This is a genomic window from Pseudoduganella sp. LjRoot289 (genome assembly GCF_964252925.1).
Lineage (GTDB): Bacteria > Pseudomonadota > Gammaproteobacteria > Burkholderiales > Burkholderiaceae_D > Rugamonas.
On record NZ_CAXUPN020000001.1, the window covers coordinates 6,328,776 to 6,355,738 of the forward strand.

Sequence of the window (26,963 nt, forward strand, 5' to 3'; positions counted from 1 at the left end):
TTGCCATTCCAGAGCCGTGCCATGCCATCATCCAGCCACAACACCAGCCAATTGCTGCAGCAAGCCGTGGCGCTGCACCAGCGCGGCGACCTGTCGCAGGCCGAGGCGCTTTACGCCGAAGTGCTGCGGCGCGAGCCGGAGAACTTCGACGCGCTGCATCTGATGGGCGTGCTGGCGCGGCAGGGCGGGGCGCCTGCGGCGGCGGTGGAACTGATCGGCCGGGCCATCGCCGTCGCACCGGACAAGGCCATCGCCCACTGCAATCTCGGTGCGGCGCTGCAGGATGCGGGCCGCCACGGCGACGCGCTGGCCAGCTACGAGCGCGCGCTGGCGCTGCAGCCGGCCTATGCGATGGCGCTGGCCAATCGCGGCAACGCCTTGCGCAAGCTGGGCTGCCTGGACGACGCGCTGGCCAGCTACGACGCGGCGCTGGCGCTGCAGCCTGCCTACGCTGAAGCGCTGGGCAATCGCGGCATCGCACTGCACCAGCTGGGACGGCGCGCCGAGGCGCTGGACAGTTTCGGCCGCTCGCTCACGCTCAACCCCAACCTGGCCGAGTCCTACTGCGGCGCGGCGGTGACGCTGCAAAGCATGGGCCGGCACGAGGAGGCAACCGAGGCTTACCGCAACGCCATCGAGGCCAATCCCGATTACGCCGAGGCGTGGAGCAGCTACGGCACGCTGCTGCAGCGTGTCGGCGACTACCAGGGCGCGCTCGATTGCCACGACCATGCGCTGAAGCTGCGCCCGGGTAGCGCGCCAGCGCACCTGCACCGGGCGAATGCCCTGCGCGCGCTCAGGCGCAACAATGAGGCCGTGGCCGCTTACCGCGACGCGCTGGCCTGCGGCGCCGACGCCGCTTCGGTTGCCTATCAGTTGGCCGCGTTGGGCGTGGGGGAGGCGCCCGCCATGCCGCCGCAGCAGTACGTCGCCGCGCTGTTCGACCAGTACGCGGACGACTTCGACCATCATTTGCAAAACGTGCTGCAGTACCGCGCACCGCAATTGCTGCTGGCCGCGCTGGACCAGGCCGGGCTCTTGATGAGGGAAATGGATGTGCTGGACCTGGGCTGCGGCACCGGCTTGTGCGGTCCCCTGCTGCGGCCCTATGCGCGCTCGCTGGCCGGTGTCGACCTGTCGCCGCAGATGCTGGAGCAGGCGCGCCGGCGCGGCGTCTACGACGAGCTGGCCTGCGCCGATATCGCCGAACATTTGCAGACGCTGACGGCGCCGTGCGGCCTGCTGGTGGCGGCCGACGTGCTGGTCTACCTGGGCGACTTGCAGCCGGTCTTCCGCGCCGCGCGCCGTGCCTTGCAGGGCGGCGGTGCGTTCGCCTTCACGGTGGAGGCGGCGGACGGTGCACACAAGGCAGTCGACTACGCGTTGCGCCCTTCCGGCCGTTACGCCCACTCGCAAGCTTACCTCGAAGCGCTGGCGCAAGCGCATGGCTTCCAGGTCCGCAGCATCGCCGCGCACGCGCTGCGCAAAGACGACGGTCAGGATGTCACCGGGCTGATTTCTGTGTTTGCACGGTTGACTTGACCATACGCAAGATCCGCCAAGGCACGTTGCAGCACAGTAATGCTTTCAGTCCTTGCGGAGTGTGATGTGATGCATCACAATGGATGTGATAAAAAATTTTCGGCACAAGGGGTTGAAGCTGTTTTTTGAAACCGGGGCCACGAGCGGCATCAACCCTGCACACGCCGCACGTTTGAGCCGAATGTTGCTTTTTCTTGACCGGGCGGCATCCATCGAAGAGCTCAATGTGCCGGGCTGGCGCCTACATCGGCTGCACGGTCGGCTGTATGGTCATTGGTCTCTTACTGTCAGTGGGAACTGGAGGCTGATGTTTCAGTTCGACAATGGCGACGTCGAATTGTTGGACTATTTGGACTACCACTAAGGCTGAACTCACCATGCCGCTACATAACCCTCCTCATCCTGGGAGCATCTTGCTGCAAGATGTATTGCCTGCGCTGGATATGAGCATTACCGAGTTTGCACATCGCTTGGGCTTTGCGCGCGAAACCCTTTCACGCATCATGCACGGACGAGCTCCTGTCAGTCCCGACTTGGCTGTTCGGCTCGAGCGGGCCGGCGTCAGCACTGCGCGCATGTGGTTGGCCGTGCAGGCGGATTATGATCTGTGGCACGCCGAGCGCAAGCTCCATCCGCCGATTGAACGGTTCGCGACCGTGGCTTTGTGATCAGGCCAGCAGCGTTTGCAGCGTGAGGTGCAGGCGCGGGGCGGCATGGGTGTAGCCGTATTGCGCGGACCGGGCATGCAGCAGCGCCAGGCGCTGCCGCTGCGCTTCGGACGGGGCGCGCAGCCATTCGGCGTAGGCGTGGACCAGCGCGGTGTGGTGTTCGATCCAGCAGCAGTCCTCCTGCGCCGCGTAGGCCGCCATCTGGCCGGCGTAGAACTCGGCGGCTACCGTGTCGCCATCCAGCAGAGACACTTCGGCGGCGCTGAGGTGGAAGCGGTAGGCGTTGTGCGCCAGGCAGTCGCGCGTCAGGTGGGCGGCTCCTTGCAGCAAGGCGCGCTTGCGCACGGCGGCGTCGCGCGAAAACAGGGCCAGGGTACCCAGCACCCACGGCCCGATGAAATTCTGCAGCTGCAGCCGTTCCATCTGCTGCGCCGCCGACAGGATCTGGCGCTCGGCCAGCGCGTGGTCGCCGCGCAGCCAGGTGATGCGGGCTTGGCTCTCCATCAGGAAGGTTTCGAAGCGCGAACTGCCCAGCGAGCGCGCCAGTTCCAGCCCGCTTTCCACTTCCTGCGTGGCCGCGTCGAGCAGGCCGTCCGCCACCAGCGCCCAGCCGGCCGTCATGCATGCGAAAGTTTCGGCGCGGCGGTTGCCCACCTTGCGCGCGATGGCGGCCGAGGCCTGCGCGTCGCGCACCGCGCCCACCGCGTCGCCGAGGTAGATGCGGGTCGAACCCAGCGCGGCGCGGTTGGACGCTTCGATCTGCACGAAGCGGTCCTGCTCGCACATGACCAGGCATTGCCCGAACAGGTCGAAAGCCTTGCGCATGCGCCCTTGCGCATAATACGAATCGCCCACGCCGCTCAGCGCGCGCGCCTGCGTCTCGCGCGTGTCGCTCGCTTGCGCGTAGCGCGCCGCGTCCTCGTGCAGGCGGCGGCACTCGTTGTAGTTCCCGCGCGGGAAGTAGATATTGCCCTTCAGGTAGAGCAGCTTGCCCAGCGCCGCCTCGGCGCCGATTGCCAGTGCCAGCGGCACGGTCTCGTCGAGCAGACGCTCCTCTTCCTCCAGCTCCTCCAGCACGTTCAGCGTGCTTGCCAGGCCGACCACCGCGTCGATCTTGTCCTGCGGCCGCCCGGCCAGCAGCATGGCGTGTTCGTAGTAGCGGCGCGCGTTGCCCATGTGACCCATGCCGGCGCTGGCGTGCGCGCGCAGCAGGGCGAGCGGGAAGCTGCTGAAACTGGTGGAGTCGGCCGTGTTGCAGGCCGCCGTCAAGTCCAGCGCCGCTTCGAACTGGTGCTGCTCCAGCTTGGTCTGGATGGCCGACAGCATCACTTCCAGCGCGCCCGGATCGTTGGCGCGGTACAGGTGGTGCGCGCACTGCACGGCGTCGCGGCCGCGCCAGGCTTGCGCCGCTTGCAGGTGCAGGCGGCGCTGCTGGGCCGGTTCGATGGCGTCGTAGATGCAGTGCATCACGAGGTCGTGCACGAAGCCGTAGCTGCCCGCGCCGCAAGGGCGCAGCAGGCTGTTGCGGCCGGCCGGCTGCGGTTCGTAGTCAGGCTGGCCGAGCGCTGCGCGCAGCAGGTCCAGCTCGAAGCGGTGGCCCAGCACCGAAGCGACGTGCAGTGCCTGCGCGTGTTCCGGCGGCAGCCCGTCCAGGCGCGCCTGGATCAGGTGGCGCAAGCTGTCCGGCAACTGCTGGCCGGGGCTGGCCAGCAGCTGGGTCAGGAACAGGGGATTGCCTTGGGCGCGCTCGACGCAAAGCGCGCGGTAGGCCGGGTCCACGTCGCCGAACTGGTCGGCCAGCACGGCCGCCTCGCGCAGCGACATCGGCGGCAGGTCGAACACCGACAGGCCGAGGTCCACCATCTGCTGGCGCAGCGCCGATTCGAGCGGATCGTTTTCCACGCGCGAGGTGATCACCCACAGCACCGGCGCTTCGCGCGACAGGGCCAGCAGCGGCCCCAGCGCTTCAAACAGATAGGGATCGCCCCAGTGCACATCCTCCAGCGCGATCAGTTGCGGCTCGGTCATGGCCAGGCGCAGCACCAGCGTTTGCAGCGCGGCGGACCAGCCGCGCTCGCGCACATCGGGGCTCATGGCCGAGTACAGCGCATGCTGCTCGGCGCTCAGCGCGACCCCGGCAAGCACGTGGTAGAACAGCGCCGATTCGGCCGGCAGATAGAGCCGCGCCACTGCCTCGGCGATCGCTTGCGCGTTCGAGTGCGCCAGCGGCGAGCCGAGGCCGAGCAGGCTGCGCGCCAGTTGCTCGAGCGGCGCGCGCCAGCCGTTGTCCGCGCCCAGGTCCTGCACCTCGGCGCGGTGGCAGCGCATGCCGTGCTGGCGCGCGATATCGGCGAATTCCTGTGCCAGCCGGCTCTTGCCCACGCCCGCCATGGCGCGCAGGTAGATGATATGACCGCACTGGCTTTCCTCGGTGCCCTCGACCACGGCCTTGAACTGGCGCGTTTCGGTGTAGCGGCCGATCAGCGGCGGCAGCTGGCTGGCGTCGCTGGCGGCCGGTTTGACGAAGGCCAGGTAGCCGGGATAGCGCGGCTCGTCCTCGCTGAACAGGAAACGGTGGTCGAGCAGCGGCAGCAGATTGCGCTCGACGTACAGCGGCAGGCGGAAGGGGCGGACGCTGGCCGGCGAGCCGGGCCGGTCCTGCATGCCCGCCATGCCGGAAGCGCCGTAGTGGCGCAGGTCGGGCGCCGCGCCGGCGCCGGCACCGTGTATCCAGCGCGCCAGGCTCATCGCCATGGCGCGGCCACCGTGGGTCAGCAGGTGGCGGTTCAGTTCTATTGCACAGCGCATGCAGCGCTCGGCGTCGCTGCGGAAGGCTTGCGGCAGGCCGAAGACGGCCGATACGCAGCCACCGTCGACCCGCTCGACGCGCCCGCCGAACTGCTGCACCACGCTGCCGATGTCGCGCAGGGCCAGGCTATCGGCCGGCTGCGGCGCGGCCAGCTGGATGGTCAGCATGACGACCTGGCGCAGCACTTCGTCGGCGGCGCCGTTGCCGATGGTCCCAATGGCGGCAGGGGCAGGGGCAAAAGCGGGATCCGACAGCGGTGCGCCGCTGGCCGCGGCCGGGGCCGAAGCCGAGGCGGGAGCGCTCTGCGGGCCGGTCAGCTGGTCCATGCCGACGCCGAAAACCTGCGCCAGGTGGCGCGCGGTGCGGTACAGCACGATCTTGCCGGATTCGGCGCGCTTGATGGAGGCGATCGACACGCACAGCTGGTTCTGGAAGCACAGGTCCGCCAGCGCTTCCTGGCTCAGACCGCGCGTTTTCCGCAAGCGCTTGAGCAGCGTCGCGTCGAGCAGCACGCGTCCGTCCTGCGGCAGCGGTGTTTCGGTGGGGGGGAAGGAAGGCTGGTCCAGACTCATGGCCACGCCACTATAGCATCGCCGGCCGCGCCCGCGCGCGCACGGCTGGGCCGGTCACGTGGCCTTTTTAATAAGCCGTGATGCCGGCCAGCGGCCTCAAAGGACGCAGGATACGCTTGCCGTGATTGGGCGTAGGGTCGTGCGGCGTGAAGCTGGCAGTGAGGCTGTGGGCATTGGTGCCTAAGTAGTTTCCACGTATCGCGCCTACAACACGCGCGCCCGATTCGAAGCGCAATTGGCCCACCAGCACATAGGGAACCGACACCGTCGAGTAGGTCAGCGCGATGGCCGCGCGCATGGAGGTGTGCGGCGCGACGTTGTAGGGGGTGTCGAAGGCCCAGTCGGTGAGCCGGGTCGAGGCGCAATTGGCGACATAGAACACGGCGTCCTCCGACATCACGTATTCGTCGCCGGAGATGGCGGGCACGCCGTAGTAGTACTCGACGTCCGGTCCGAGGGCGGCGGCCGGAATGTTGGTCCAGGACGAGGTCTCGGTGACGGCGATGAAGCCCGCCAGCGTGTGTGCCGATACCTCGGCGCCATGGTTGGTCACCGTTTCGGTGTATTGGCTGGCCGGGCTGGTGCGCAGCACGCAGGCGCCGCCGAAGTCGTATTCGATGTGCAGCACTTCTTCGATGCTGAGCACGCGGTCGGTGGCGCCGCAGGCCCAGATCACGCCCCGGCTGTCTTCCGGGCCGCTGCCGGCGCGGATCGAGAAATTGCCGTCGTCCTGCATGGCCGCGTAAAACGCCTGGCCCTGCGCAGTGGCCTGGGTGCCCCAGTGCCAGCCGCAGTTGTGGGCCAGGTCGGAACCCTGGTAGACGCAGAAATTGCCGTCGCTTTGCACCAGCGCGAAATAGCGTCCGCGCCCGCCGGTTTTTGCGCTGCTCCACAGCAGGCCCTGTTTGTCGTCGCTGTCGATGCCGCGATACACGCGCAGCGTGCCGTCGCCGCTCAGCGTGGCGAAAAAGAGGCCGTTGGCCGAGACCACGCTGTCGCCAGCCTGCAGGATGGTGTTCATCGGCAGGAAGGTGTTGAAACGGCGGCCGCCGTGGGTCGGGCAGGGCGGGCTGGCGATGCCTTCGGCACCGGCGTCGGAATGGAGCAGCATCATGGCGGAAACGGGGTGGACTCGATGGCGCCAGTATGGCCGCGCGCGGCCGCGCCCGACAGGCCAGCGCGGTCTCAGTTCGGTATCAGCAGCCGTGACTAAGTATTAATATTATTAAATTGAATATTTTTTAAAACATTAAAAAGCTTTATTTTTTTGAAAACTAATTTAGAATGCCACACGGAAATTAGAAGCAGTGAAGAAAATGGAACTGGTGTATTCAAAGGAGCGCATCCTGCTCAGGGTGCTGTTTGCCGCGTCGCTGCTGATCTGGGCAGGGCTGGCGCTCGTCACGCTGGGCACCGCGCTGATCTACCTTCTATTTATTTTCCTGATCTACCTGTTCGTGCAGTCCGGGCTGGCCGCTTATCTAAAAGGGACCGGCGTGCAGATCACCTACCAGCAATTCCCCGACCTGAAAACGCGCATCGACGTGTGCTGCCGGCGGCTGGGGCTGGAGTGCATCCCGGAGGCCTACCTGCTGCGCCGCCGCAGCGCGCTCACCACATTGCTGCTGGGGCGACGCTACATCGTGCTGCAGTCGACCGTGACGGACGCGCTGGAGGACAAGCCGGACGCCATCAACTTCTACATCGGCCACGAAATCGGCCATGTCACGCGGCAGCACCAGCGCTGGCTGCCCTTGCTGCTGCCGGCCGCCGTGCTGCCGCTGCTGGGGGCGGCCTACGCGCGCGCCTGCGCCTACACCTGCGACCGCCACGGCCTGCACGCCTGCGATGATTTTCGCAGCGCCCAGACCGGCCTGGCCGCGCTGGCGGCGGGCGCGCGCCGCTGGCGCCAGCTCGACCTGGGCGGCTACGCTGCGCAGGCGCAGTGCGCGTCCGGCTTCTGGATGTCCTTCCACGAACTGGTGAACGGCACGCCGTGGCTGGTCAAGCGCATGGCGGCGCTGCGCGCGCTGTCGGGCGGACGCGCGGCCGGCATGGCGTCGGCCGGTGCGGCTGCGCCGCCCGCGCGCCACGGGCTGGCCTGGCTGGCGGCCCTGCTGGTGCCGCGCCTGGGCCTGGCCGGCGCGGCCGGCGGGCTGCTGGCGCTGGCGCTGCTGGCCGCCGCCGCCACGTTGGCGCGGCCGGTGCTGCAGGATATGGAAACCCGCAGCCGCATGGCGCGCGCGGTCAGCGTCGGCATGGATGCCACGGCGGCGGTGGACCGCTACTATTATGCCAACGGCCGCAATCCGCTCAGCCTGCGCGAAGCCGGTTTCGCGCTGGCCGACCCGAACCAGGCCGTGGTGGACGTGCGGGTAGACGGGGACAGCGGCGTGGTGCGCGTCTATCCGGCCGACTTCACCTACCGGGGCAAGGCTATTGCCTTCCTGCCCACGCTGGCCGAGAATAAACGGGTCGCCTGGCACTGCGCCGGCGAGGGTGTTCCGGCCCGGCTGCTGCCGCCGGACTGCCAGGGCTAGAACTCACCGGGACCGCGCTTGACCTCACCACTTGAACTGGCCGCGAACGCGGTGATGACGCTGTCCATCGTGCTGGCGGGACGCAACAGCATCCATTCCTGGTGGCTGGGCGTCGTCGGCTGCGCGCTGTTCGGCGCGCTGTTCTACGGCGTGCAGCTGTACGCGGACGTGGCCCTGCAGCTGTTCTTCATCGTCACCTGCGTGGTGGGCTGCTACCAATGGGCGCGCGGCGGCGGCGGCGCGGCCTTGCCGGTTACGTCGGCGCGTACCGCCACGCTGGCCTGGATGGCGGCGGCGGGCGTGGCGGGCGCGGTGGCCTATGGCAGCATGCTGCACCACTACACCAGCGCCTACTCCCCCTTCGTCGATTCGTCGGTGCTGGCGTTCAGCATCATCGCCCAGTTGCTGCTGATGGCGCGCCGCGTCGAGACCTGGCCGGTGTGGCTGCTGGTGAACGCGGTCTCGGTGCCGCTATACGCCAGCCGCGGCCTGCACCTGACGGCGCTGCTGTACGCCGCCTACTTCGTCAACGCGCTGGTCTCGTGGCGCTGGTGGCGCAAGCAGATGCCGGTGCGCGCCTGATTACAGGTCCTGATCCTGATCCTGATCCTGCTTCTGCGCCGCGCCCGGCCCTGCGCCTTGTGCTGACTCGGCGCCCAGCCTGAAAGCGCTGGGCGTGGTGCCCATGCGCTCGCGGAATGCGGTGGCGAAGTTGCCGGCGTTGTTGAAACCGATCAGCAGGGCGATGTCCTGGACATCGATTTCCGTCTCGCGCAGCAGCTGCACGCCGCGCGCAATGCGCTCCTCGCGGATGAAGGCGAACACCGTCATGCCGGTCTGCTCACGGAACAGTTGCGACAGCTTTTCGCGGTAGGTGCCTACGCTGCGCGCAATTTCGGACAAGCTGGGCAGGGCGGCCAGGTTGTCCGAAATGAGGCGCTTGGCAGCGTTGACGATCACCGCGTCCGGGTTCAGCGCCACGGCCGATGCGGCTTCCTGTTCTGCGGGCGCGCCGCTGCCGGTACGCCGCATCAGGTTCAGGTGGACGTGGATGCGGGCCGCCAGCTCGCCCGGCGTGAACGGTTTGGCCACGTAGTCGACGCCGCCGATCGACAAGCCCATGATGCGGTCCTCGGCGGCGTCGGCGCCGCTGAGGAAAATGACGGGTATATCATAGGTGGCCGGATTGGCCTTGAGCAGGCGGCAGCAGGTGTAGCCGTCCATATTGGGCATGCGCACGTCGAGCAGGATCAGGTCCGGCTGGTTGGCCAGCGCCAGTTGATAGCCCTGCATGCCGTTGAAGGCCACCGACACGCGGTAGGGCAGCTCGCTGAGCAGGTCGACCAGCATGCGCTGCTCGAAGGCCGAGTCGTCCACGATCAGGATACTGCGTACGTTGGCGTCACTGGACAAATACATGATCTGCTTAAAAGGTTTGCAGTTCCAAAGGCGGTGCTGCGGTGTTGCGTATTATGCCTTTCTTTTAAAAATTTTTGAGTTTTCTCCGCACGCAAAAGAGCTGTCGCGTCTGGCAAAAGCGAGGATTCGTAACATCGATAATAATAGTAGCGAGTGTTGAGGAAATGCAATTAAATTTCCTCGCGTCAAGGACAGTGGCTGAGAGTGCTGCTGGCCTTACTCCCTGGTTCATGGAAAAAGAAGGTGCATGCAGCACCCAAGATGCAAGTTAGCGAAGACGCGCCGCCACCCTTGGCGGCCAAGTCTGTTCTTTAGTTGTTAGACTAATCTTGATCGAAGGAGTTGCAAATGAAACATACCGACTTTGGACGTATGCCATGCCCTATCGCCCGCAGCCTGGGCAAAGTGGGCGAGTGGTGGAGCATCCTCATCCTGCGAGACGCTTTCTACGGCCTCACCCGCTTTGATGAATTCGAAAAAAGCCTGAAAATCGCCCCCAATATGCTGACCCGCCGTCTGGCCGGACTGGTTGAAGGCGGGCTGATGGAGCGCCGCCAGTACAGCGCCCGTCCTCCGCGCTATGAATACGTGCTGACCAAGGCCGGCCGCGATTTCAAGCCGGTGCTGCTGGCCTTCGTGGCCTGGGGCAACGACCATCTGGCCCCGGAAGGCGCCAGCCTGCTGGTGGTGAGCCGCGAAACCGGCAAGCCTGCCGACCAGGTGCTGGTCGACGCCCGCACCGGCCTGGCCATCAACGACGAGGACTATATGTTCGCGGCGGGGCCGGCCGCCAATGAGATCATGCGCATGCGCCTCGACGAAATGGGCCGCCGCGGCCTGCAATAAACCGCTTCATTCCCCGTTGTAATCAGGCTGCAGCTGTTCGTAGACCGCGTTGGCGATCTGCGACAGCTCGGCCTTCCCCAGCGCGCCCGACAGCGCGTAGCCGTAGCGCCCATCGATCCAATAGAACACACTGAGCTGGCCATCCTGCGCGTAGCGGAAGCCGCTGTCCTTGTTGCCGCTCTGGCCGGACGACACGTACAGCGTCAGGCGCTGGCCGCTGGCGTCGGTGTACATGAATTGCGCCACCGGGCCGCTGTCGCCCGGCAACAGCCTGCCGCCCACCAGTTCATAGCCCAGCGGCGCCAGCTTGGGCGGCCTGAGCGGTGTGCCCAGCCGTTTCGACAGCCAGGCCACCAGGTGGTCTTGCTGGTCCGCACCCACCTCCACCGGATGGCGCACCTCCGGCGCATATACGCGGTGCGCCAGCGCGGCGTGGTGCGCCAGGCCGGCAGCCATGCCGGCGATGCCGGCCGGTCCGGCCTGCAATTCCGCCGCTCTTTCCCGGTCCCGGCCTTGCTCTTGGGCACGGCCTTGGGCACGGCCTTGGGCCAGGGTGGGCCGGGATCCCGCCGCGCCGCCTTGCTGCGCGCGGGCTGCGGCCAGCCGCTGCTCTTCGCCGCCGGCGCCGAATGCGCCGTGCGCCACCCAGCCCAGCGCCATGCTCGACAGCATCAACGCCACGCTGGCGGCGTAGCGCTGCAGCGGCCAGCCGTAGCGCTGCCAGCCGCGCGGACGCAGCATGCCGCGCGGGATGGCTTCGTCGAGCACCGGACTGTATAAGGAGCGCAGCGTCACGTTCTGCTGGCGGTAGGCGCGCAGGCGTTCGGCCTCCTGCGGATGGAGTTGCAGATAGGTGTCGATGTCGGCGCGGCGCTCCTGCGCCAGGCGGCCGTCGACCCAGGCCTGCAGTTCGGCTTCGGTTACGGGATTCATTTGACTACTTTCAGCGTCGACACCGGGGCCTGGCCCAGCATCAGCAGGCGCAGCCGTTCCCGGGCGCGCGACAGGCGCGACATGACCGTGCCTGGCGGGATGTTCAGGATGGCGGCCACTTCCTGGTAGGACATTTCCTCCAGCGCCACCAGCAGCAGCACTTCGCGCTGCTCGGCCGGCAGCATTTGCAGCGCGGCCTGCATGTCGCGCACTTCCAGGCGGTCGCTGCCGGCCGTGCCCGGCGTGCTCAGCGTGCTGTGCAGCTCGTCGCACAGGGCCACGGTGGGCAGCCTGGGCTGGCGCTGCTGGTCGACGTGCAGATTGTGCATGATGCCGAACAGCCAGGCCCGCATGTCGCCCCCGCGCCGCCACGACGACAGCTTGTGCCAGCCGCGCTCCATGGTGTCCTGCACCAGGTCGTCGGCGCCGGCACGGTCGCCCAGCAGCGCCCGTGCGTAGCGGCGCAGGCGGGGGATGCAGGCAGTAAGGCTGGCGCTGTCGTCGTGCATGATGAGGGTGAGCTTACTCTGTTTAGTCCTTGACCACGTGCCACACGTCCTTGAAGTTGTCGCCGCTGCGGTCGCCGGCCTTGGCGTCCTTGACGAAGGTGTACAGCGGCTTGCCCTTGTAGGCCAGCTGCTTGCTGCCGTCGTCGCGCGTGATCACCGAATACGGTTCCGCCACCTGGGCCGGCGCGGGGACCGCCGGCCAGTTCTGGATGCAGGGGCCGGCGCAGGCGCTCTTGCCGCTGCCGGCCGCGTCCTTGTCAAAGGTGTAGACCGTCTTGCCGGCGCTGTCGACCAGCACGCCGTCGGCTTTTTTCAGATCCTGGGCCTGGGCGGCGGCGCCGATCAACAGCAGGGCGGCGAGCGTGGCGAATTGGGTTTTCATGCGATATCTCCTTGAAGTGGAACAACGGGTGGAATAGTTCGTATACGTAAGCTGCGGCCCGTTTATTCCATCGCGCGTAAAATTTTTTTCCACACCCTCAGAATAGGAGATCCCCATGAACAAGGCAAAACTGGCATTCATCACGGCTGCGCTGCTGGGCGCGTTGACGGCGCAGGCGCAAAACCTGGCGAAATCCGACCAGCAGATGCTGGAGCAGTTGGCGCAGGGTAATATGGCGGAAATCGAAGCGGGCAAGATCGCGTTGCAGAAGTCGCAGAACGCCGAGGTGAAAAGCTTCGCGCAGCAGATGATCGACGACCACACCAAGGGTCTGCAGGAAGTGCAGAGCGTGGCGCAAGCCAAGGGCGTGACGCTGCCGGCCGAAGTGGACGCCAAGCACAAGGCCATGGCCAGCAAGCTTGACGGCCTGTCCGGCGACGCCTTCGACCGCACTTACCTGAGCCAGGCCGGGGTCAACGAGCACAAGAAAACCCATGCGCTGGTGCAAAAGGTGCAGCGCAACGCCAAGGATGCCGACGTCAAGGCGCTGGGTTCCAGGCTGGAGCCGACCGTGGCGCAGCACCTGACCCACGTCACCCAGCTGAACGCCAGCATCAAGGCGGGCACGACCAGCGGCGACAGCGGCACGACGGGTGCCACCGGCAGCGGCCGGAACCCGGCCCGGGTGCCGGACAAGGCCAGCGGCAATACGGACAACCCGGAAAACCCGCAGAATTCCACCACGCAGCCGCCGGCGCCGATCAAGTGACAGCGGCATTGGGCCGTTGCGCACCGGCGGACTGCCGTGCCAAAGGGAAGCCATAGGCCGCCGGCGTGCACGCTCAGCATGGATACCCGCTTCCGTGGGAATGACGGGGCGTTAGCGGGCATGGGTACAATGGCTGCCCATGCTCGCCATCCTTTCCGTCACCTTCCCCTTTTTCGCGCTCGTGCTGTGCGGTTATGTCTCCGTGCGGCGCGGCATGCTGCCGCAGCTGGCGATTCCCGGCCTGAACAGCTTCGTGCTGTATTTCGCGCTGCCCTGCATGCTGTACCGCTTCGGCGCCGGCACCCCCATCGCCCAGTTGCTGGACGTGGGCGTGTTCAGCGTCTACCTGCTGTGCGCGCTGATCATGGTCGGGGTCACCATGGCCGCCACGCTCGGCCACCGCATGGACTGGAACAACGCCGCCTTCGGCGCGCTGGTGGCCGCCTTTCCGAACACCGGCTTCATGGGCGTGCCGCTGCTGCTGGCGCTGGTGGGGCCGCGTTCCTCGGGCCCGGTCATCGTCACCATCGTGGTCGACATGCTCATCACCAGTTCGCTGTGCATCGCGCTCTCGCGCATGGGCGGCGGCGACGGCCGCGCCGCGCTGGGGCGGGCGCTGCGGGGCATCCTGGCCAACCCCATGCCCTGGGCCATCGCCCTGGGCGGCGTCAGTTCGGCCGCCGGCCTGGCGCTGCCCAAGCCGGTGCTGCAAACCGTGGGCCTGATGGCCGACGCCGCCTCGCCGGTGGCCCTGTTCACGATAGGCGCGGTGCTGGCCCGCTCGCAGATGGGGGCGGCGGCGAGTGCGGCGGCGAGTGCGGCGGCGGGTGCTGCAGCCGCGGCGAACGCGGCCGCCCCCGTGCCGCTGCGCGACGATGTGCCGGTGGCGCTGGCCAAGCTGCTGCTGCATCCGCTGCTGCTCGCCGCCTTGGGCCACGGCGCGATCGCGCTCGGCGTGCCGCTCGACCAGGGCGCGCTGACAGTCATCATCCTGGTCGGCTGCCTGCCCAGTGCCAGCAATGTGGCGCTGCTGTCGGAGCGCTTCGGCGCCAACACCGGACGCATTGCGCGCATCATCCTGGTGTCGACCAGTTTGTCTTTTTTAAGCTTTTCGGCGGCGGTCGCTCTGCTGCGCTGAACTGTGGAATAATGCGGAAGCGCGCATAGTGCGTTGCGGCAATATGGTTGTGAAGGACACGATGTAGTGGACATGTTTGCGCTCGATGACGAGCTGGCGCGCCGGGACGCGGAATTGCCTGCCTTGCAGGGCGTCGCACGTTTGTTCCGGCTGGCGGAGCTTGCTTGGCATCTGCGCCAGCGCGATGTCGTGCGCGCCCGCCGGCTCATGGCCGAGGCCATGCCTTTGCTGGCGGCGCAGTCCGGTGCGCTGGCACCCGCGCAGGCCCGTTCGCTGTCCGCCCGCTTCACGCTGATCGACGCCGAGGCACAGTGGCTGTTCGGCGAGCTGGACCAGGGCGAGGCGTACGCCCGGCAGGCCCTGCACACCTTCGAACAGCTGGGCGACACGCTGGGCTGCGCCGACGCGCACTGGCTGCTGGCCTGGATCGCCACCGACCGCGGCGACTCTGGGCGGTGCGACGCCGAACTGGCCATCGCCTCGATCGACGCCCGCGCCGGCGGCGACATGGTGCGCACCGACGTGATCGACGCCGCCGCCATCTTCGCCGTGTTCGGCAGCCTGCAGGAAGCCAGCCAGCGCTGGGGCCAGCGCTTTCCGGACGACGCCGCGCTGTCGCCGGGCGCCCATCCGGCGGTGTCCGGCTGGATCAGCGACTACAACGGCATTACCGCTTTCCAGGCGGCCGATTTCGGCCATGCGGTGGGCCGCCTGATGGTGGCGTTCGAAGCGGCCATGGCCACCGGGCAGCTGCGGCGCGCCATCATCATCGGCACCAATATCGGCAACGGCTTCACCAGCCTGAACGCGCACGACGCCGCGCTGGAATGGATGCAGCGCGGCCTGGCGCTGGCGCGCCCCACCGGCTGGCCCATGAGCATAGGCTCCTGCTTGATGCAGACTGCCGAAACCCTGCGCCAGCTGGGCCAGCGCGAGGCGGCGCAGGAACTGCTGCAGGAAGCCATCCATTTGCTGGCCCCGCTGTCAGGCTCGCGCGCCTACGCCGTTTCGCTCGAATACCAGGGCGACCTGGCGCTGGACATGGGCGACGCGCCCGGCGCGCTGCGCAGTTTCACCTTGCTGGAACAGCGCGGCGACTCCCTCGGCCAGAGCGATTTCAAGAGCGGCGCGCGGCGCGGCCAGGCGCATGCGCTGTCGCAGCTGGACCGGCCGCAGGACGCCTTGTCGGTGGCGCTGTCCGCCTTGTCCCTGGCCAGCGAGCATGGCGACGTGTACAACCAGATCGCCGCGCTGCGCGTGCTGGCGCAGATCCACGCGCGCCACAAGCTGTCCCAGCCGATCGGCATGTCGGCGCCGAACGCGGTGCTGCACTACCTGCAGCTGGCCATGTCGCTGGCCGGCACCATCACCGGCTACGCCGTGCCGGCCACGCTGCTGGACGCCGCCGCGCACGAATACGCCGCCAGCGGCGACCACGCCAGGGCTTACCAGATCGCGGTGCAGGCCAATGCCGCGCGCGACAGGACGCACAGCCAGGAAGCGACCAACCGCGCCGTCGCCATGCAGGTGCAGCACCAGACCGAGCGTGCACAGACCGAGGGCGAACACCATCGCCAGCTGGCGGCAGCCGAAGCGCAGCGCGCCGAAGTGCTGCAAGGGACCAATGCCACCCTGGCCCACCTGGGCGCCATCGGCCAGGAGATCACGGCCCACCTGGATGCTGCCGCCGTGTTCGGCGCGCTGGACCGCCACGTGCACGGCTTGCTGGACGCCACCCACTTCTCCATCTTCCTGCTGGAGCCGGACGGCGCCTACCTGCGCTGCGCCTTCGGCATCGAGGCGGGCCAGGAACTGCCGGCCTCGCGCTTCGCGCTGTCGGACCCCAACGCCAACTCCGCGCGCTGCGTGCGCGAGCGGCGCGAGATCCTGATCGAACTCGATGAAAACGGCAACACGCCGAACCTGATCCCCGGCACCCTGCCGACCCAGAGCCTGCTGTTCGCGCCGCTCAGCGTGGGCGAGCGCGTGCTGGGCGTGATGACGGTGCAGTCGCTGCGCGCGCGGGCCTACGGCGAACGCGAACGGCTGATCTTCCGCACGCTGTGCGCCTATGGCGCCATCGCGCTCGACAACGCCAGCGCCTACCGCCAGGTCGAGGCCACGCTGAAGACACTGAGCGCGACGCAGGCGCAGCTGCTGGAAAAAAACCTCGAACTGGAACGCGCCTACAAGACGCTGGAGGAGGTCAGCCTGACCGACCAGCTGACCGGCTTGCGCAACCGGCGCTTTTTCCTGCAGCACGTCGATGCGGACGTGGCAATGACCTTGCGCCAGTACGACTGCCCCGACGGGCAGGACAGCGGGCGTCCGGCCTGCATGGACAAGGACCTGGTGTTCTTCATGGTGGACCTGGACCACTTCAAGGAAGTGAACGACCGCCACGGCCACGCGGCCGGCGACGCGGTGCTGGTGCAGATGCAGGAGCGCTTGCGCGAGGTGTTCCGCGAATCCGATTATCTGGTACGGTGGGGCGGCGAGGAATTCCTGGTGCTGGCGCGCGCCACCGACCGCGAGGAGGCCAGGGTGGTGGCCGAGCGTATCCGCAGCGCGGTAGCCGGGCGCGAGTTCACCCTGCCGGACGGCAGCGCCTTGCGCAAGACCTGCTCCATCGGCTACGCCTGCTTCCCCTTCCTGCCGTCGCAGCCGCGTTTGCTGACCTGGTCGCAGGTGGTGGAACTGGCGGACATGGGGCTCTATATCGCCAAGCATTCAGGCCGCAACGCCTGGGCGGCCTTGTACAGCACCGGGCTGACGCAAACCGAAGGGCTGTTCCCGCGTCTGATGCAGCAGCTCGAACGCACCGTGGCGAGCGGCGAGGTGAAGATCGTGACCAACCTGGTGCAGCCGCCCAGGCTGGCCGGCGAGCGGCGCCGCGTCGGCCTGCCGAGCGACCTGGCTTAGACCGGCGGCTCGATCACGATCTCGCCCCTGAGCGAGTTGGCGATGTAGCACTTGTCGTGCGCCTCCTGGTGGATGGCTTCGAGCTCCTCCTCGTCCGGCCAGTCGGCGCCGGCGAACACGATGGCGGGGCGCAGCGTGATGCTGGTCATCGCCATGCGGCCCCTGTCGTCCTTCTCCAGCAGCCCGACCGCGTGGTCCGAATAGCTCTCCACCACGTGCCCGCGCCTGGCGGCGATAGAGAGGAAGAACAGCATATGGCAACTCGAGGCCGCCGCCACCAGCGCCTCCTCGGGATCGACATTTTCCGCGTTCGACATCGGCAGCGGCACCGACAGCGGCGACGACGACGCGGGCACGCGCAGGCCGCCGTCGAAGATCCATTCATGCGCGCGGCTGTAGCGCTGGCCGAGGAAATCCTGCCCGTTGCGCTGCCACTCCAGTTTAGCTTCGAATTGCATGACCGCTCCCCGCGTGGGTTATCGAAGCCGATATCTTAATGTAGACTGCGCACATGACCAAACACCGCTGCAGCTGGGCCAATCCGGCCAATCCCCGTTACATCGCCTACCACGACGAGGAGTGGGGCCTGCCTTGCCATGACGAGCTGCGCCTGTTCGAAATGCTGAACCTGGAAGGGGCGCAGGCGGGCCTGAGCTGGGAGACGATATTGAACAAGCGCGACAGCTACCGCGCCGCCTTCGACCAGTGGGACGCGCGCAAGATCGCCGCCTACGGTCCGGACAAGGTGGCCGAGCTGCTCGCCAACCCCGGCATCGTACGCAACAAGCTCAAGGTGGCGGCGGCGATCAGCAACGCGCAGGCTTATCTGCGGCTGCTCGACGAGGGCGGCAGCCTGGACCGTCTGCTGTGGGCCTACGTCGGCGGCAAGCCCATCGTGAACGTGGTCGAGAAGCAGGGCGACCGGCCGGCCAAGACCGAGTTGTCCGACCGCATCTCGAAAGACCTCGCCAAGCGCGGCTTCAAGTTCGTCGGTTCGACGATCGTCTATGCCTATATGCAAGGCATAGGCATGGTCAACGACCACGACGCGGCCTGCTTCCGCCAGGCGGAGTGCCTGCTATCGTGACGCGGGCTTGTGTCGTGCTCGGCACCGGTTTCGGCGGCGGCGAGCATTTCCTGTCGCTGCTCCGGCGCGGCGGCGCCCTGCACTACATCGCGCTGCTGCCCGCGCTGCCGGAGGCGGGCGCATTGGTCCCCGAGCTGCGCGCCAGGCTGGGCGGCAGCTGGCCCGTGAACGTGCCCGGCCTGCACCGCCTGGAGCTGGAGGGCGGGGAGGGCGGGACGGGGCCGGGTGGCCGCATCACGCTCGACCTGCTGGCCGGTCCGCTGGAAGCGACGCTGCCGCAGATCGACGCGCGGGTCGACGCCTTTTATTTGCCCGAACCGATCGCAGCGATGCGCATCCTCGCCAAGCTGGCGCTTCCCGGCGCCACCCTCGAGCTGCACAGCGCAGATGGATCCGCCTTAAAAGCGCTGCGCTCGGCCGGTTTCGAATGGCAGACTGAGCCGCATTTGGAGCCGGACCCCGCCGGTGCGGCTCAGTCTGCCATAGGCGAGAAGATGAGCGTGCGGGCAATCTTTACCAGCCGGAAGCCCCAGCCGGCCAGGGCGGCCGAGCCGCTGCGGCGGGCGGTTGTCATCGGCGCGGGCATGGCGGGGGCGGCGGTTTGCGAGCGCCTGGCGGCGCGCGGCTGGGAGGTGACCTTGATCGAGCGCCATCCGCAGCCTGCGCAGGAGGCGTCCGGCAACCGCGCGGGCATCTTCATGCCGCTGCTGTCGAAGGACGACAATATTCCCGCGCGCCTGAGCCGCGCGGCGTATTTGTACGCGCTGCGCCACTGGCAGCGTCTCGGCGGGCTGGACCCCGCCGCCGGCTTGCCTCCGGGCGCAGGCGCCGCGATCACGGGCGCGCAATGCGGCGTGCTGCAGCTGGCGCGCGACGCCGCGCACGCGGCCCTGCAGAAGGAAGTGGCGGCCGCCTGGAACTACCCGCCCGGATTCGTGCGCTGGGTGGACGCCGGCGAGGCCAGCGAACTGCTGGGCGCGCCGACGCCGGACGGCGGCTGGCTGTTCAGCCAGGGCGGCTGGGCCAATCCGGCGTCCATCTGCCGCGCCATGCTGGACGCTTGCGGCGCGCGCCTGCGCCGCATCTTCAACGCGGAGGCGCTGCAACTCGAGCGCGCCGGCGACCGGTGGCTGGTCCGCGCCGGCGGCGGCTCGCTGCTGGCCGAGGCGCCCCACGTCATCCTCGCCAACGGCGCGGGCGCGCTGACCATCGCCCAAACCGCCGGCTTGCCGCTGTACACCATGCGCGGCCAGGTCACCCACCTGGCCCGGCACGATTTCCCCGAACTGCCGCTGGTGGTGTGCCGCGAAGCGTATATGACGCCGCCCGTGCACGGCGTCGTCAGTGTCGGCGCGACCTATGACAGCGACACGGACGGCGCCTTGCGCGATGCTAGCCAGCAGGAGAATCTGTCTCGCGCACGCGACATCTTGCCCGGCGCCTTGCCGCACGATCCGCCGCTCGCTGGCCGTGTCGGCTTGCGCTGCATGGCGCCGGACCGCCTGCCGCTGGTGGGCCCGCTGCCGGACTACGGCGCCACCTTGCGCATGGAGCGCCTGCGCGATGTGCCCCGCCACGCCGGGCTGTATGGCTTGCTGGGCTACGCTTCGCGCGGCCTGATCTGGGCGCCGCTGGCGGCCGAAATGCTGGCCTCCCAGCTGGAGCACCAGCCCCTGCCGCTGGAGTCCGCCCTGGCCACGGCCCTCGACCCAGCGCGCTTTCTGCTGAAGTCGCGCCGCGGCGGACGGGTATAATCGCTTATCGGCAATCTTGCCCCGTGGAGGCCTCAACTATGGATGATCAAGCCGGCTCGCCCGAGCTGTTCTTGTTCTTGGCTTCAACCGCCCATGACATGAAAAATTCGATCAGCGTCCTCAGCGGCACGCTGGAGAACCTGCTCGGCAACGCCGATGTGGGCGATGCCAACCATCCCTCCTATCCCAGCCTGGCGCAGATGTTGTACCAGACCAAGCGCCTGAACGACAACCTGATGCAGCTGCTGGCGCTGTACAAGGAAGTGGGCAAGCCTTCCTACCCCTTCGATCCGCGGCCGCTGCAGGTGGCCGAACTGGTGCAGCAGGTCAGCTCGCAGGCCAAGGTGTTGCTGGCGTCTAAAAACATCACGCTGCAAACCGATTTCCCGCCCGACCTGATCTGGTGCTTCGACGAGGACCTGATCATCGGCATGCTGGCGCACGCCATCAACAACGCGGTGCGCTATACGCAGGACAAGATCCGCATCGCCATCGCCGAGCGCGACGGCTTCCTGGAGCTGCGCGTGGAGGACAATGGCGACGGTTTCCCGGCCGTGCTGATCGATGCGGGCGCGTCGGCCATGAGCGGTACCAAGAGCGGCGTGAACTTCCTCACCAATAGCAGCGGCCTGGGCCTGTACTTCGCGTGCGAAGTGGCCAAGATGCACAAGCATCGCCAGCGCAGCGGCAGCGTGCTGCTGGAAAACGGCGGTGCCCTGGGCGGCGGCTGTTTCGTGCTGCGTTTGCCGTAAGCGGAGGCCGCATGTCCTTTCCCACCGTCGCCCCCAGCGTGCCCGGCAGCGCCACCGCCGCCATGGCCGCCATCGACTGGACCGTTAAAAACTACCTGATCGTCGACGATTTTGTCGGCATCCGCCAGCTTCTGCGCGAATCGTTGCGTAACCTGGGCGCCAAGCACATCGATCAGGCCGGCAGCGGCGGCGAGGCCATGACCCTGCTGGCCAAGACCCATTACGACGTGGTGCTGTGCGACTTCAACCTGGGCGAGGGCAAGAACGGCCAGCAGGTGCTCGAGGAGGTGCGCATCCGCAACCTGATGACGCCGTCCAGCGTATGGCTGATGGTGTCGGCCGAGAAGAGCGTGGAGTCGGTGATGGGCGCGGCCGAGCACCAGCCGGACGCCTACATCATCAAGCCCATCACCGAGGGCGTGCTGCTGACGCGCTTGAACCGCGTGTGGCAGAAAAAGCAGATCTTCCGCGAGATCGACCAGGCCTTCGTCGAGAAGGACTACCTGCGCGCGGCGCGCCTGTGCGACGAGCAGATCGCGCATAACAAGCTGCACGAGATCGACCTGCTGCGCATGAAGGCGCAGCTGTTGCTGAAGGCCGGCGAGCCGGAAAAGGCGCGCGGGGTCTACGAACTGGTGCTGGAGGACCGCGACTACAACTGGGCCCGCACCGGCCTGGCCAGGATCCGCATGAGCAACGGCGACCACGAGGCGGCGCGCCAGATGTTCCAGGGCGTGATCGCCGAGAACCGCTTCTACATCGACGCCTACGACCAGCTGGCCACCGCCTTCCAACTGATGGGCAAGCTGGAGGAGTCGTGCGATGTGCTGGAGAAGGCGGCCAAGCTGTCGCCCAATTCGGTGCCGCGCCAGCGCAACCTCGGCAACGCCGCGCTCAAGCTGGGCAATATTCCGCTGGCCGAGCGCGCCTTCCGCAAGTGCATCGCCATCGGCGAGTACTCGGTGCTGAAGACGGTGGACGCCTACTTCGGCCTGGCGCGCGTGTGCGGCCAGAAGAACGACCCGAAGGAGGCGCTGCAGGTGTTGAGCACCGCCCAGCGCGAATTCACCGGCGACCAGGTGCAGTTGCGCGCCAAGATCACCGAGGGCCTGGTGTACCACGAGAGCGGCGACTACCGCCGCGCGCGCAAGTCCGGCGACGAACTGGAAACCATGCTCAACGAGGACGCCGAACGGCCGGACACCGACACCTGCATCGAGATGGCGACCTTGCTGTTCGCGGTCGGCGTGAAGGACGCGCCGGTCGAGCTGCTGTGCTACATCATCCGCAACAACCACGACAACATGGTGTTGCTCGATGAAGTGCAGAAGATCTTCGACAAGGCCCGCATGAGCGAGGAGGGCAGCGAGCTGATCCAGGCATCCCGCAAGATCGCAACGGATACCATGAACAAGGGCGTGCTGCTGTGGAAGACCGGCAAGCTGGTCGAGGCGGTGGAATGGATGCGCAGCGCCCGCGAGGCCTTGCCGAACAATATGCGCATCCTGTTCAACTCGGCGCAGATCCTGATCTCGCGCATGCAGCAGAGCGGTTTCACTCAGGCATTGATGGACGAGGCCAACGACGTGCTGATGCACGTGGACCGCATCGCCCCGGGGCAGCAGCGTTTCGCCCAGTTGATCGAGCAATTGGCCTTGCTGATGCCGGCGCGGCCAGGCATCGTGGAGGAGGCCGAAGCGGAGCTGGCGGGGGCCGAAGAACAGGAAACCGAAGCAGACGCCGAAGAATAGCTATAATTCGCCGTTACACAACAAGGAGTCAGCATATGCGCGACATCGCCAAAGAAGTTTACGAAAAAATGAAGGTCGGCGCCGCCGCCTGGATCCGCCCCGTCGCCGCCAAGGGCGACACCCTGGAATCGTTCCAGTCGGCCCACGACAGCGCCAAGGTGCTGGCCGAGGACGGCCTGATCCAGATTGTAAAAATACAACGCCAGGACGACGGCTTGATCGACGCCATCCGTATCCAGCGTTTGTCCTGAGTTCGGCGCAAATAATATAGTGACAACGTAGTTCATTCTTGCAACACTAGGGGCGGCCGCCGTCATCGTGACGGCGCCATATCTGACCGGAGCCCACATGCGTTGTATGAAGACCGCCGCACGCCTCACCGTGCTGGCTTTGATGTTGCATTCCCTGCCAGCGGCCATGGCGGCGCAAAAAGCGCTTCGGCAAGCCCCTAAGCAATACAGCATCGAGCAGTTCATGGCGACCACGTCGATTTCGGGCGCCTCGTTCAGCCGCGATGAAAAGAACATCCTGTTCAGCAGCAACGAAAGCGGCATCTTCAACGTCTACACGCAGCCTGTCGCCGGCGGCAAGCCGGTCGCGCTGACCAAGTCCGCCACCGACAGCACCTACGCGGTGGGCTATTTCCGCAGCGACGACCGCTTCCTGTTTACGCGCGACCAGGGCGGCAACGAACAGAACCATTTGTTCGTGCGCGAGCTGGACGGCAGCGACAAGGACTTGACGCCCGGCGATAAGCTGAAAGCCATGTTCGGCGGCTGGTCCGCCGATGGCGGCGTGTTCTACGCGCTGACCAACGAGCGCGACCCCAAGTTCTTCGACCTGTACCGCTACGACGCGAAGACTTACGCGCGCACCATGCTGTACAAGAACGAAAACGGCATGACGCCGGACCGCATCAGCCGCGACGAACGCTGGCTCGCGCTGGAAAAGCCGAACACCACGTCCGACAGCGACCTCTATCTGTACGACCTGTCCAAGGCCGAACTCAAGCACATCAGCAAGCACGAGGGCACGGCCAGCTACAGCGCGTCCACCTTCGACCCGGCCTCCAGGCGTTTGTTCTTCACCTCCAACGAGGGCGGCGAGTTCAACACGCTGCGCACCTACGACCTGGCCACCGGCGCCATCGCCTTGCACGAAAAGGCGGACTGGGACGTGTTCGGTTCCGGCTACTCGCAGGACGGCCGCTTCCGCACCACGGTGGTCGACCAGGACGGCAGCCAAGTGGTGCGGGTGGTGGAGGGCGCGGATGAAAAGCCGGTGGCGCTGCCCAAGCTGCCCGGCGGCGAAATGCGCGGCGTGACCTTTTCTGCCAGTGGCAATCTGATGGCCTTCTACCTGAACGGCGACCGCGCGCCGAGCAATCTGTTCGTGTACGACCTGAAGAGCAGGAAGACCACGCAGCTGACCCAGAGCCTGAGCAAGGAGATCGATCCGAACGACCTGGTGGAGGCGGAGGTGGTGCGCTTCAAGTCCTTCGACGGCACCGTGATCCCGTCGATCTACTACAAGCCGAAAGGCTTGGCGCCCGGCGTCAAAGCCCCGGCCGTGATCTTCGTACACGGCGGCCCCGGCGGCCAGACGCGGCGCGGCTACAGCGCGTTGATGCAATATCTGGCCAACCACGGTTATGCGGTGCTGGGTATTAATAACCGCGGCAGCTCGGGCTATGGCAAGAGCTTCAACACCGCCGACGACCGCAAGCACGGCCGCGAGCCGCTGTGGGATTGCGTGGAGGCGAAGACTTACCTGGCCAGCCTGGGCAACATCGACCCCGAGCGCATCGGCATCATGGGCGGCAGCTACGGCGGCTACATGACCCTGGCGGCGATGGCTTTCCGGCCGGAAGCGTTCAAGGTGGGCATCGATATCTTCGGCGTCAGCAACTGGGTGCGCACGCTGGAATCGATTCCGCCGTACTGGGAATCGCAGCGCAAGGCCTTGTACGAGGAAGTGGGCGATCCGGTGAAGGACAAGGAATTCCTGGTGGCGACCTCGCCGCTATTCCACGCCGCGCAGATCCGCCGCCCGCTGATGGTCATCCAGGGCAAGAACGACCCGCGCGTGATCAAGGCGGAAAGCGACGAGATCGTGGAGGCGGTGAAGAAAAACAATGTGCAGGTGGAGTATGTCGTGTTCGACGACGAGGGGCACGGCTTCAGCAAGAAGAAGAACCAGGCCGTGGCGAACGCCAGGATGCTGGAGTTCTTGGACAAGCATTTGAAGCCGGGCGTGAATCCGTCCAAGCCGTAGCGCACGTGGCGGGTTACGCGCGTTAGGCGCTAACCCGCCCTGCGAGCCGCCGGCCGGTTTCCCGTAGGGCGGCTTAGCCTGGCGTAAGCCGCCATGTGCCGCCTGCGGCCTATTCCTTCGCGGCCTTCGCGCCATTGGCGCGCTTGGCGGGCGCCTTGCGCGCCGCCGCTGCCGCCGTGGCGCCGCCATTCCCGTTCCCGTTCCCATTCCCGTTAACCGCCTTTTTTGCCTGCGCCGGCTGGTCCTCGGGCACCGGCAGGTTGTCCTTGTCTGCCTTCGGCTTGCCCGCCGCCGCCGCGAACTTGCTGGCCGCTTCGGTCGCGCGCGCCGCCGCGCCGCTGACCGCGTCGGTCGACATGGCTGTCGTCACCGCTTGCTTGAACTGGTCTTGCAGCAGATTCCACCATGCCGCCGCGTTGACCATGGGCGCAGCGGCGGCCGCAGCCGCCTCGGCATCGGACACCTGCGCCTTGGCTTCGGACGCCTCGGCCCTGGCTGCCGGCTCCTCTACTTTGGGCGCCGGCGCTGCGGCCGGCGCGGCCGGGGTGGTGAACGGCGACACGAACGGCGAGGCCGCCGCCGCGCCCTTGGGCGCCGGGCCTGCCGCCGCCGGCGACAGCGCCTCGGCCGCGTGCTGGAAGAACGCGGACGCGTAAGGTATCGATTCGAACAGCGATTTTTCCTTGGCCGCGCCGGGCTGCTGCACCGCGTCGGCCAGCGTCTTGCCCATGGACTTCAGCGTGGCGATGGTGTTGCGCTGTACTTCCAGCGCCTGGATCGTGCCGCGCACCATGCCGGTGTTGAGGTTGAGCCAAGCTTCCACCGCGCGCAAGTCGGCGATCTTTTTGTCCAGGTCATCGACCGACAGCGTCGGCGCCGTGATGCCGGGAACAACGCCCATGCTGCCCCACAGGTTCTTTACGAAATCGAGCGTATCCGTCATCACAGCGGCGCCCGGAATGTTGGGCATTTGAGGCAAAGCCATAGCAGGTCTCCTAGAGGGTGGTAGGTTAGCGTAGCAGATAAACCGGTCCGCTTCCACCGTGATTGTCAAGGTTTGGCGATCCGTGTCAGCGGAGCTTGCATGACAGGCGTTAAACTAGCGCCATGACCATCGTTTCCCTCCTTTCCCGGCACCGCCGCCCACTCGCCCTGTGCGCGGCCACCGCGGCCCTCCACTTCGTGACGATAGACTGGCTCGGCGCCCGCCTCGGCCCGCAGCACAGCACCGCCGTCAAGCCCGCGCCCAACGTCATGACGGCGCAGTTGCGCCTGGCGCTGCCGAAACGCAGCGCCTCGGCCGAGCCGCCGCCCGAAGTGAAACAGCTGGACCCGGCCGCACCCAAGCCGCCGCGTCCGCCACGTCCGCCGCGCCCGCGTCCGCCGGCCCAGGCGTCCGCCGTGGCCGAGCCCGCGCCCCAGCCCGACAGCGGCGCGCTGAGCAGCGAGATGGCCGGCATCGAACAGGCGCTGGCTGCGCCGCCGGAGCTGGCGCAGCCGGGCGCCGCCGCCGCGCCGCCTGCCGTACAATCGCCGGCGGCCGCTGTGGCCAATGCCGCCCCTGGCCAGGCGGACAAGCAGGCCGCAGCGCAACCCGCGCCGCAGGCGGTGCGCCGCTACAAGGTGAACCTGCCGCCGCCCGCCGAGTTCGACCTGGAATTGAAACGTGTCGACGCCAACGGCACCAAGTGGAGCGGCGAAGCGCACATGTCCTGGCAAACCGACGGCAGCAAGTACAAGGTGGCCATGGAGGCCGGCATCAGCATGCTGGTCACGCGCGTGAACCTGCTGGTGCTGGGCAGCGAAGGCGAGATCGACGACGCCGGCATCGCCCCGGCGACGTTCACCGAGAAGCGCCGCGGCCGCGCACAGACCGCCACCCATTTCATCCGCAACGACGGCCGCATCACATTCTCGGCCAGCGAGCGCAGCTACCCGCTGCTGGCGGGCGCGCAGGACAAGGCCACCATCCCGTTCCAGCTGGGCGGCATCGGCCGGGCCGACGTGAACCAGTTCGGCAGCGACATCGATATCCTGGTGGGCGACGAGAAGGAAGCCAGCATCCACCGCTTCCTGCTGGTGGGCGAGGAGGAGCTGGACACGAAACTGGGCCGCATCGTCACCTGGCACCTGGCGCGGCCGCCCAAGCCGGGTTCCTATTCGGCGCGGCTGGACATCTGGCTGGCGCCGGGCATGAACTGGTTCCCGGTGCAGATACGAAATACCGAGGCGAATGGTGCGCTGACGACGCAGACCATCAGCAAGATAACCCTGAGCGATTCCGCTGGAAAGTAAT

General features: G+C 67.1%; 24 protein-coding genes. 16 read left to right on the forward strand and 8 right to left on the reverse strand.

Annotation, left to right across the window (positions count from 1 at the left end):
- Positions 1-21 precede the first annotated feature (21 nt).
- From ACSQ8Y_RS27275 to ACSQ8Y_RS27285, 3 genes are all read left to right on the forward strand, one after another.
- A complete protein-coding gene (locus ACSQ8Y_RS27275) occupies positions 22-1,542 on the forward strand; it encodes a tetratricopeptide repeat protein (RefSeq protein ID WP_436269513.1) in 1,521 nt (506 codons plus the stop codon).
- Positions 1,543-1,621: 79 nt separating this feature from the next.
- Entirely contained in the window at positions 1,622-1,906 is a 285-nt protein-coding gene (locus ACSQ8Y_RS27280) for a type II toxin-antitoxin system RelE/ParE family toxin (protein WP_436269514.1), read from the forward strand.
- Positions 1,907-1,919: 13 nt separating this feature from the next.
- On the forward strand, positions 1,920-2,210 hold the full coding sequence (locus ACSQ8Y_RS27285) for a HigA family addiction module antitoxin (RefSeq protein ID WP_436269515.1): 291 nt from the start codon (positions 1,920-1,922) through the stop codon (positions 2,208-2,210).
- On the opposite strand, the gene ACSQ8Y_RS27290 is transcribed toward ACSQ8Y_RS27285, so the two are convergent.
- Entirely contained in the window at positions 2,211-5,591 is a 3,381-nt protein-coding gene (locus ACSQ8Y_RS27290) for an ATP-binding protein (protein WP_436269516.1), read from the reverse strand.
- 67 nt (positions 5,592-5,658) lie between these two features.
- The gene (locus ACSQ8Y_RS27295) at positions 5,659-6,705 is read right to left on the reverse strand and encodes a hypothetical protein (protein ID WP_436269517.1); all 1,047 of its coding nucleotides are present in this window, start codon (positions 6,703-6,705) and stop codon (positions 5,659-5,661) included.
- Positions 6,706-6,907: 202 nt separating this feature from the next.
- Here ACSQ8Y_RS27295 and ACSQ8Y_RS27300 point away from each other — a divergent pair, with 202 nt between their 5' ends.
- A complete protein-coding gene (locus tag ACSQ8Y_RS27300; protein WP_436269921.1) occupies positions 6,908-8,131 on the forward strand; it encodes a M48 family metallopeptidase in 1,224 nt (407 codons plus the stop codon).
- An 18-nt stretch (positions 8,132-8,149) separates the two neighbouring features.
- Positions 8,150-8,713 carry a nicotinamide riboside transporter PnuC gene (gene pnuC / locus ACSQ8Y_RS27305; protein ID WP_436269518.1) on the forward strand — a complete coding sequence of 188 codons (564 nt, stop codon included), beginning with the start codon at positions 8,150-8,152 and terminating at the stop codon, positions 8,711-8,713.
- Here the strand turns inward: pnuC and ACSQ8Y_RS27310 are convergent, their stop codons facing one another.
- Entirely contained in the window at positions 8,714-9,550 is an 837-nt protein-coding gene (locus ACSQ8Y_RS27310) for a response regulator transcription factor (RefSeq protein WP_436269519.1), read from the reverse strand.
- Between the two features lie 348 nt (positions 9,551-9,898).
- Between ACSQ8Y_RS27310 and ACSQ8Y_RS27315 the strand changes: the two genes are divergently transcribed.
- Entirely contained in the window at positions 9,899-10,396 is a 498-nt protein-coding gene (locus tag ACSQ8Y_RS27315; RefSeq protein ID WP_436269520.1) for a winged helix-turn-helix transcriptional regulator, read from the forward strand.
- A gap of 6 nt (positions 10,397-10,402) precedes the next feature.
- Here the strand turns inward: ACSQ8Y_RS27315 and ACSQ8Y_RS27320 are convergent, their stop codons facing one another.
- From ACSQ8Y_RS27320 to ACSQ8Y_RS27330, 3 genes are read right to left on the reverse strand one after another with little or no spacing between them, the layout of a single operon-like run.
- A complete protein-coding gene (locus ACSQ8Y_RS27320) occupies positions 10,403-11,329 on the reverse strand; it encodes an anti-sigma factor family protein (RefSeq protein WP_436269521.1) in 927 nt (308 codons plus the stop codon).
- Positions 11,326-11,838 carry an RNA polymerase sigma factor gene (locus ACSQ8Y_RS27325; protein ID WP_436269522.1) on the reverse strand — a complete coding sequence of 171 codons (513 nt, stop codon included), beginning with the start codon at positions 11,836-11,838 and terminating at the stop codon, positions 11,326-11,328. Before ACSQ8Y_RS27325 ends, ACSQ8Y_RS27320 begins: the two co-directional genes overlap by 4 nt.
- Positions 11,839-11,860: 22 nt before the next feature.
- Positions 11,861-12,220, reverse strand: a complete 360-nt coding sequence (locus ACSQ8Y_RS27330; RefSeq protein ID WP_436269523.1) for a COG4315 family predicted lipoprotein — start codon at positions 12,218-12,220, stop codon at positions 11,861-11,863.
- A gap of 115 nt (positions 12,221-12,335) precedes the next feature.
- Between ACSQ8Y_RS27330 and ACSQ8Y_RS27335 the strand changes: the two genes are divergently transcribed.
- The 3 genes from ACSQ8Y_RS27335 to ACSQ8Y_RS27345 all read left to right on the forward strand — a co-directional run bounded on the left by ACSQ8Y_RS27335 (position 12,336) and on the right by ACSQ8Y_RS27345 (position 17,049).
- The gene (locus ACSQ8Y_RS27335) at positions 12,336-12,989 is read left to right on the forward strand and encodes a DUF4142 domain-containing protein (RefSeq protein ID WP_436269524.1); all 654 of its coding nucleotides are present in this window, start codon (positions 12,336-12,338) and stop codon (positions 12,987-12,989) included.
- Between the two features lie 139 nt (positions 12,990-13,128).
- Positions 13,129-14,127 (forward strand): AEC family transporter, encoded by a 999-nt coding sequence (locus ACSQ8Y_RS27340; protein ID WP_436269525.1) that lies wholly within the window; start codon positions 13,129-13,131, stop codon positions 14,125-14,127.
- Positions 14,128-14,199: 72 nt separating this feature from the next.
- Complete coding sequence (locus tag ACSQ8Y_RS27345; RefSeq protein WP_436269526.1) at positions 14,200-17,049, forward strand: diguanylate cyclase; 2,850 nt, start codon at positions 14,200-14,202, stop codon at positions 17,047-17,049.
- Here the strand turns inward: ACSQ8Y_RS27345 and ACSQ8Y_RS27350 are convergent.
- Positions 17,046-17,507, reverse strand: coding sequence for an OsmC family protein (locus ACSQ8Y_RS27350; RefSeq protein ID WP_436269527.1), 462 nt, complete (start codon positions 17,505-17,507; stop codon positions 17,046-17,048). The genes ACSQ8Y_RS27345 and ACSQ8Y_RS27350 overlap by 4 nt on opposite strands.
- A 53-nt stretch (positions 17,508-17,560) precedes the next feature.
- Between ACSQ8Y_RS27350 and ACSQ8Y_RS27355 the strand changes: the two genes are divergently transcribed.
- The 6 genes from ACSQ8Y_RS27355 (at position 17,561) to ACSQ8Y_RS27380 (ending at position 24,667) form a co-directional block, all read left to right on the forward strand.
- On the forward strand, positions 17,561-18,136 hold the full coding sequence (locus tag ACSQ8Y_RS27355) for a DNA-3-methyladenine glycosylase I (RefSeq protein WP_436269528.1): 576 nt from the start codon (positions 17,561-17,563) through the stop codon (positions 18,134-18,136).
- Positions 18,133-19,890, forward strand: a complete 1,758-nt coding sequence (mnmC, locus tag ACSQ8Y_RS27360) for an FAD-dependent 5-carboxymethylaminomethyl-2-thiouridine(34) oxidoreductase MnmC (RefSeq protein ID WP_436269529.1) — start codon at positions 18,133-18,135, stop codon at positions 19,888-19,890. The genes ACSQ8Y_RS27355 and mnmC overlap by 4 nt, the downstream gene beginning before the upstream one ends.
- 38 nt (positions 19,891-19,928) lie before the next feature.
- Complete coding sequence (locus ACSQ8Y_RS27365) at positions 19,929-20,642, forward strand: sensor histidine kinase (RefSeq protein WP_436269530.1); 714 nt, start codon at positions 19,929-19,931, stop codon at positions 20,640-20,642.
- Positions 20,643-20,653: 11 nt separating this feature from the next.
- Positions 20,654-22,393 carry a tetratricopeptide repeat protein gene (locus ACSQ8Y_RS27370; protein WP_436269531.1) on the forward strand — a complete coding sequence of 580 codons (1,740 nt, stop codon included), beginning with the start codon at positions 20,654-20,656 and terminating at the stop codon, positions 22,391-22,393.
- Positions 22,394-22,428: 35 nt separating this feature from the next.
- Positions 22,429-22,644, forward strand: coding sequence for a hypothetical protein (locus ACSQ8Y_RS27375; protein WP_436269532.1), 216 nt, complete (start codon positions 22,429-22,431; stop codon positions 22,642-22,644).
- A 97-nt stretch (positions 22,645-22,741) separates the two neighbouring features.
- Positions 22,742-24,667 (forward strand): alpha/beta fold hydrolase, encoded by a 1,926-nt coding sequence (locus ACSQ8Y_RS27380; protein WP_436269533.1) that lies wholly within the window; start codon positions 22,742-22,744, stop codon positions 24,665-24,667.
- Between the two features lie 109 nt (positions 24,668-24,776).
- Here ACSQ8Y_RS27380 and ACSQ8Y_RS27385 read toward each other — a convergent pair whose 3' ends face one another.
- Positions 24,777-25,652, reverse strand: coding sequence for a PhaM family polyhydroxyalkanoate granule multifunctional regulatory protein (locus ACSQ8Y_RS27385; RefSeq protein ID WP_436269534.1), 876 nt, complete (start codon positions 25,650-25,652; stop codon positions 24,777-24,779).
- Between the two features lie 122 nt (positions 25,653-25,774).
- Between ACSQ8Y_RS27385 and ACSQ8Y_RS27390 the strand changes: the two genes are divergently transcribed.
- Positions 25,775-26,962, forward strand: a complete 1,188-nt coding sequence (locus tag ACSQ8Y_RS27390) for a DUF3108 domain-containing protein (RefSeq protein ID WP_436269535.1) — start codon at positions 25,775-25,777, stop codon at positions 26,960-26,962.
- Position 26,963 lies beyond the last annotated feature (1 nt).

What these genes read in the sequence shown, in the direction of transcription:
- ACSQ8Y_RS27275 (WP_436269513.1), top strand. Translation starts at nt 22, where the DNA reads ATGCCATCATCCAGCCACAACACCAGCCAATTGCTGCAGCAAGCCGTG.
- ACSQ8Y_RS27280 (WP_436269514.1), top strand. Translation starts at nt 1,622, where the DNA reads ATGGATGTGATAAAAAATTTTCGGCACAAGGGGTTGAAGCTGTTTTTT.
- ACSQ8Y_RS27285 (WP_436269515.1), top strand. Translation starts at nt 1,920, where the DNA reads ATGCCGCTACATAACCCTCCTCATCCTGGGAGCATCTTGCTGCAAGAT.
- ACSQ8Y_RS27290 (WP_436269516.1), bottom strand. Translation starts at nt 5,591, where the DNA reads ATGAGTCTGGACCAGCCTTCCTTCCCCCCCACCGAAACACCGCTGCCG.
- ACSQ8Y_RS27295 (WP_436269517.1), bottom strand. Translation starts at nt 6,705, where the DNA reads ATGATGCTGCTCCATTCCGACGCCGGTGCCGAAGGCATCGCCAGCCCG.
- ACSQ8Y_RS27300 (WP_436269921.1), top strand. Translation starts at nt 6,908, where the DNA reads ATGGAACTGGTGTATTCAAAGGAGCGCATCCTGCTCAGGGTGCTGTTT.
- ACSQ8Y_RS27310 (WP_436269519.1), bottom strand. Translation starts at nt 9,550, where the DNA reads ATGTATTTGTCCAGTGACGCCAACGTACGCAGTATCCTGATCGTGGAC.
- ACSQ8Y_RS27315 (WP_436269520.1), top strand. Translation starts at nt 9,899, where the DNA reads ATGAAACATACCGACTTTGGACGTATGCCATGCCCTATCGCCCGCAGC.
- ACSQ8Y_RS27320 (WP_436269521.1), bottom strand. Translation starts at nt 11,329, where the DNA reads ATGAATCCCGTAACCGAAGCCGAACTGCAGGCCTGGGTCGACGGCCGC.
- ACSQ8Y_RS27325 (WP_436269522.1), bottom strand. Translation starts at nt 11,838, where the DNA reads ATGCACGACGACAGCGCCAGCCTTACTGCCTGCATCCCCCGCCTGCGC.
- ACSQ8Y_RS27330 (WP_436269523.1), bottom strand. Translation starts at nt 12,220, where the DNA reads ATGAAAACCCAATTCGCCACGCTCGCCGCCCTGCTGTTGATCGGCGCC.
- ACSQ8Y_RS27335 (WP_436269524.1), top strand. Translation starts at nt 12,336, where the DNA reads ATGAACAAGGCAAAACTGGCATTCATCACGGCTGCGCTGCTGGGCGCG.
- ACSQ8Y_RS27340 (WP_436269525.1), top strand. Translation starts at nt 13,129, where the DNA reads ATGCTCGCCATCCTTTCCGTCACCTTCCCCTTTTTCGCGCTCGTGCTG.
- ACSQ8Y_RS27345 (WP_436269526.1), top strand. Translation starts at nt 14,200, where the DNA reads ATGTTTGCGCTCGATGACGAGCTGGCGCGCCGGGACGCGGAATTGCCT.
- ACSQ8Y_RS27350 (WP_436269527.1), bottom strand. Translation starts at nt 17,507, where the DNA reads ATGCAATTCGAAGCTAAACTGGAGTGGCAGCGCAACGGGCAGGATTTC.
- ACSQ8Y_RS27355 (WP_436269528.1), top strand. Translation starts at nt 17,561, where the DNA reads ATGACCAAACACCGCTGCAGCTGGGCCAATCCGGCCAATCCCCGTTAC.
- ACSQ8Y_RS27365 (WP_436269530.1), top strand. Translation starts at nt 19,929, where the DNA reads ATGGATGATCAAGCCGGCTCGCCCGAGCTGTTCTTGTTCTTGGCTTCA.
- ACSQ8Y_RS27370 (WP_436269531.1), top strand. Translation starts at nt 20,654, where the DNA reads ATGTCCTTTCCCACCGTCGCCCCCAGCGTGCCCGGCAGCGCCACCGCC.
- ACSQ8Y_RS27375 (WP_436269532.1), top strand. Translation starts at nt 22,429, where the DNA reads ATGCGCGACATCGCCAAAGAAGTTTACGAAAAAATGAAGGTCGGCGCC.
- ACSQ8Y_RS27380 (WP_436269533.1), top strand. Translation starts at nt 22,742, where the DNA reads ATGCGTTGTATGAAGACCGCCGCACGCCTCACCGTGCTGGCTTTGATG.
- ACSQ8Y_RS27385 (WP_436269534.1), bottom strand. Translation starts at nt 25,652, where the DNA reads ATGGCTTTGCCTCAAATGCCCAACATTCCGGGCGCCGCTGTGATGACG.
- ACSQ8Y_RS27390 (WP_436269535.1), top strand. Translation starts at nt 25,775, where the DNA reads ATGACCATCGTTTCCCTCCTTTCCCGGCACCGCCGCCCACTCGCCCTG.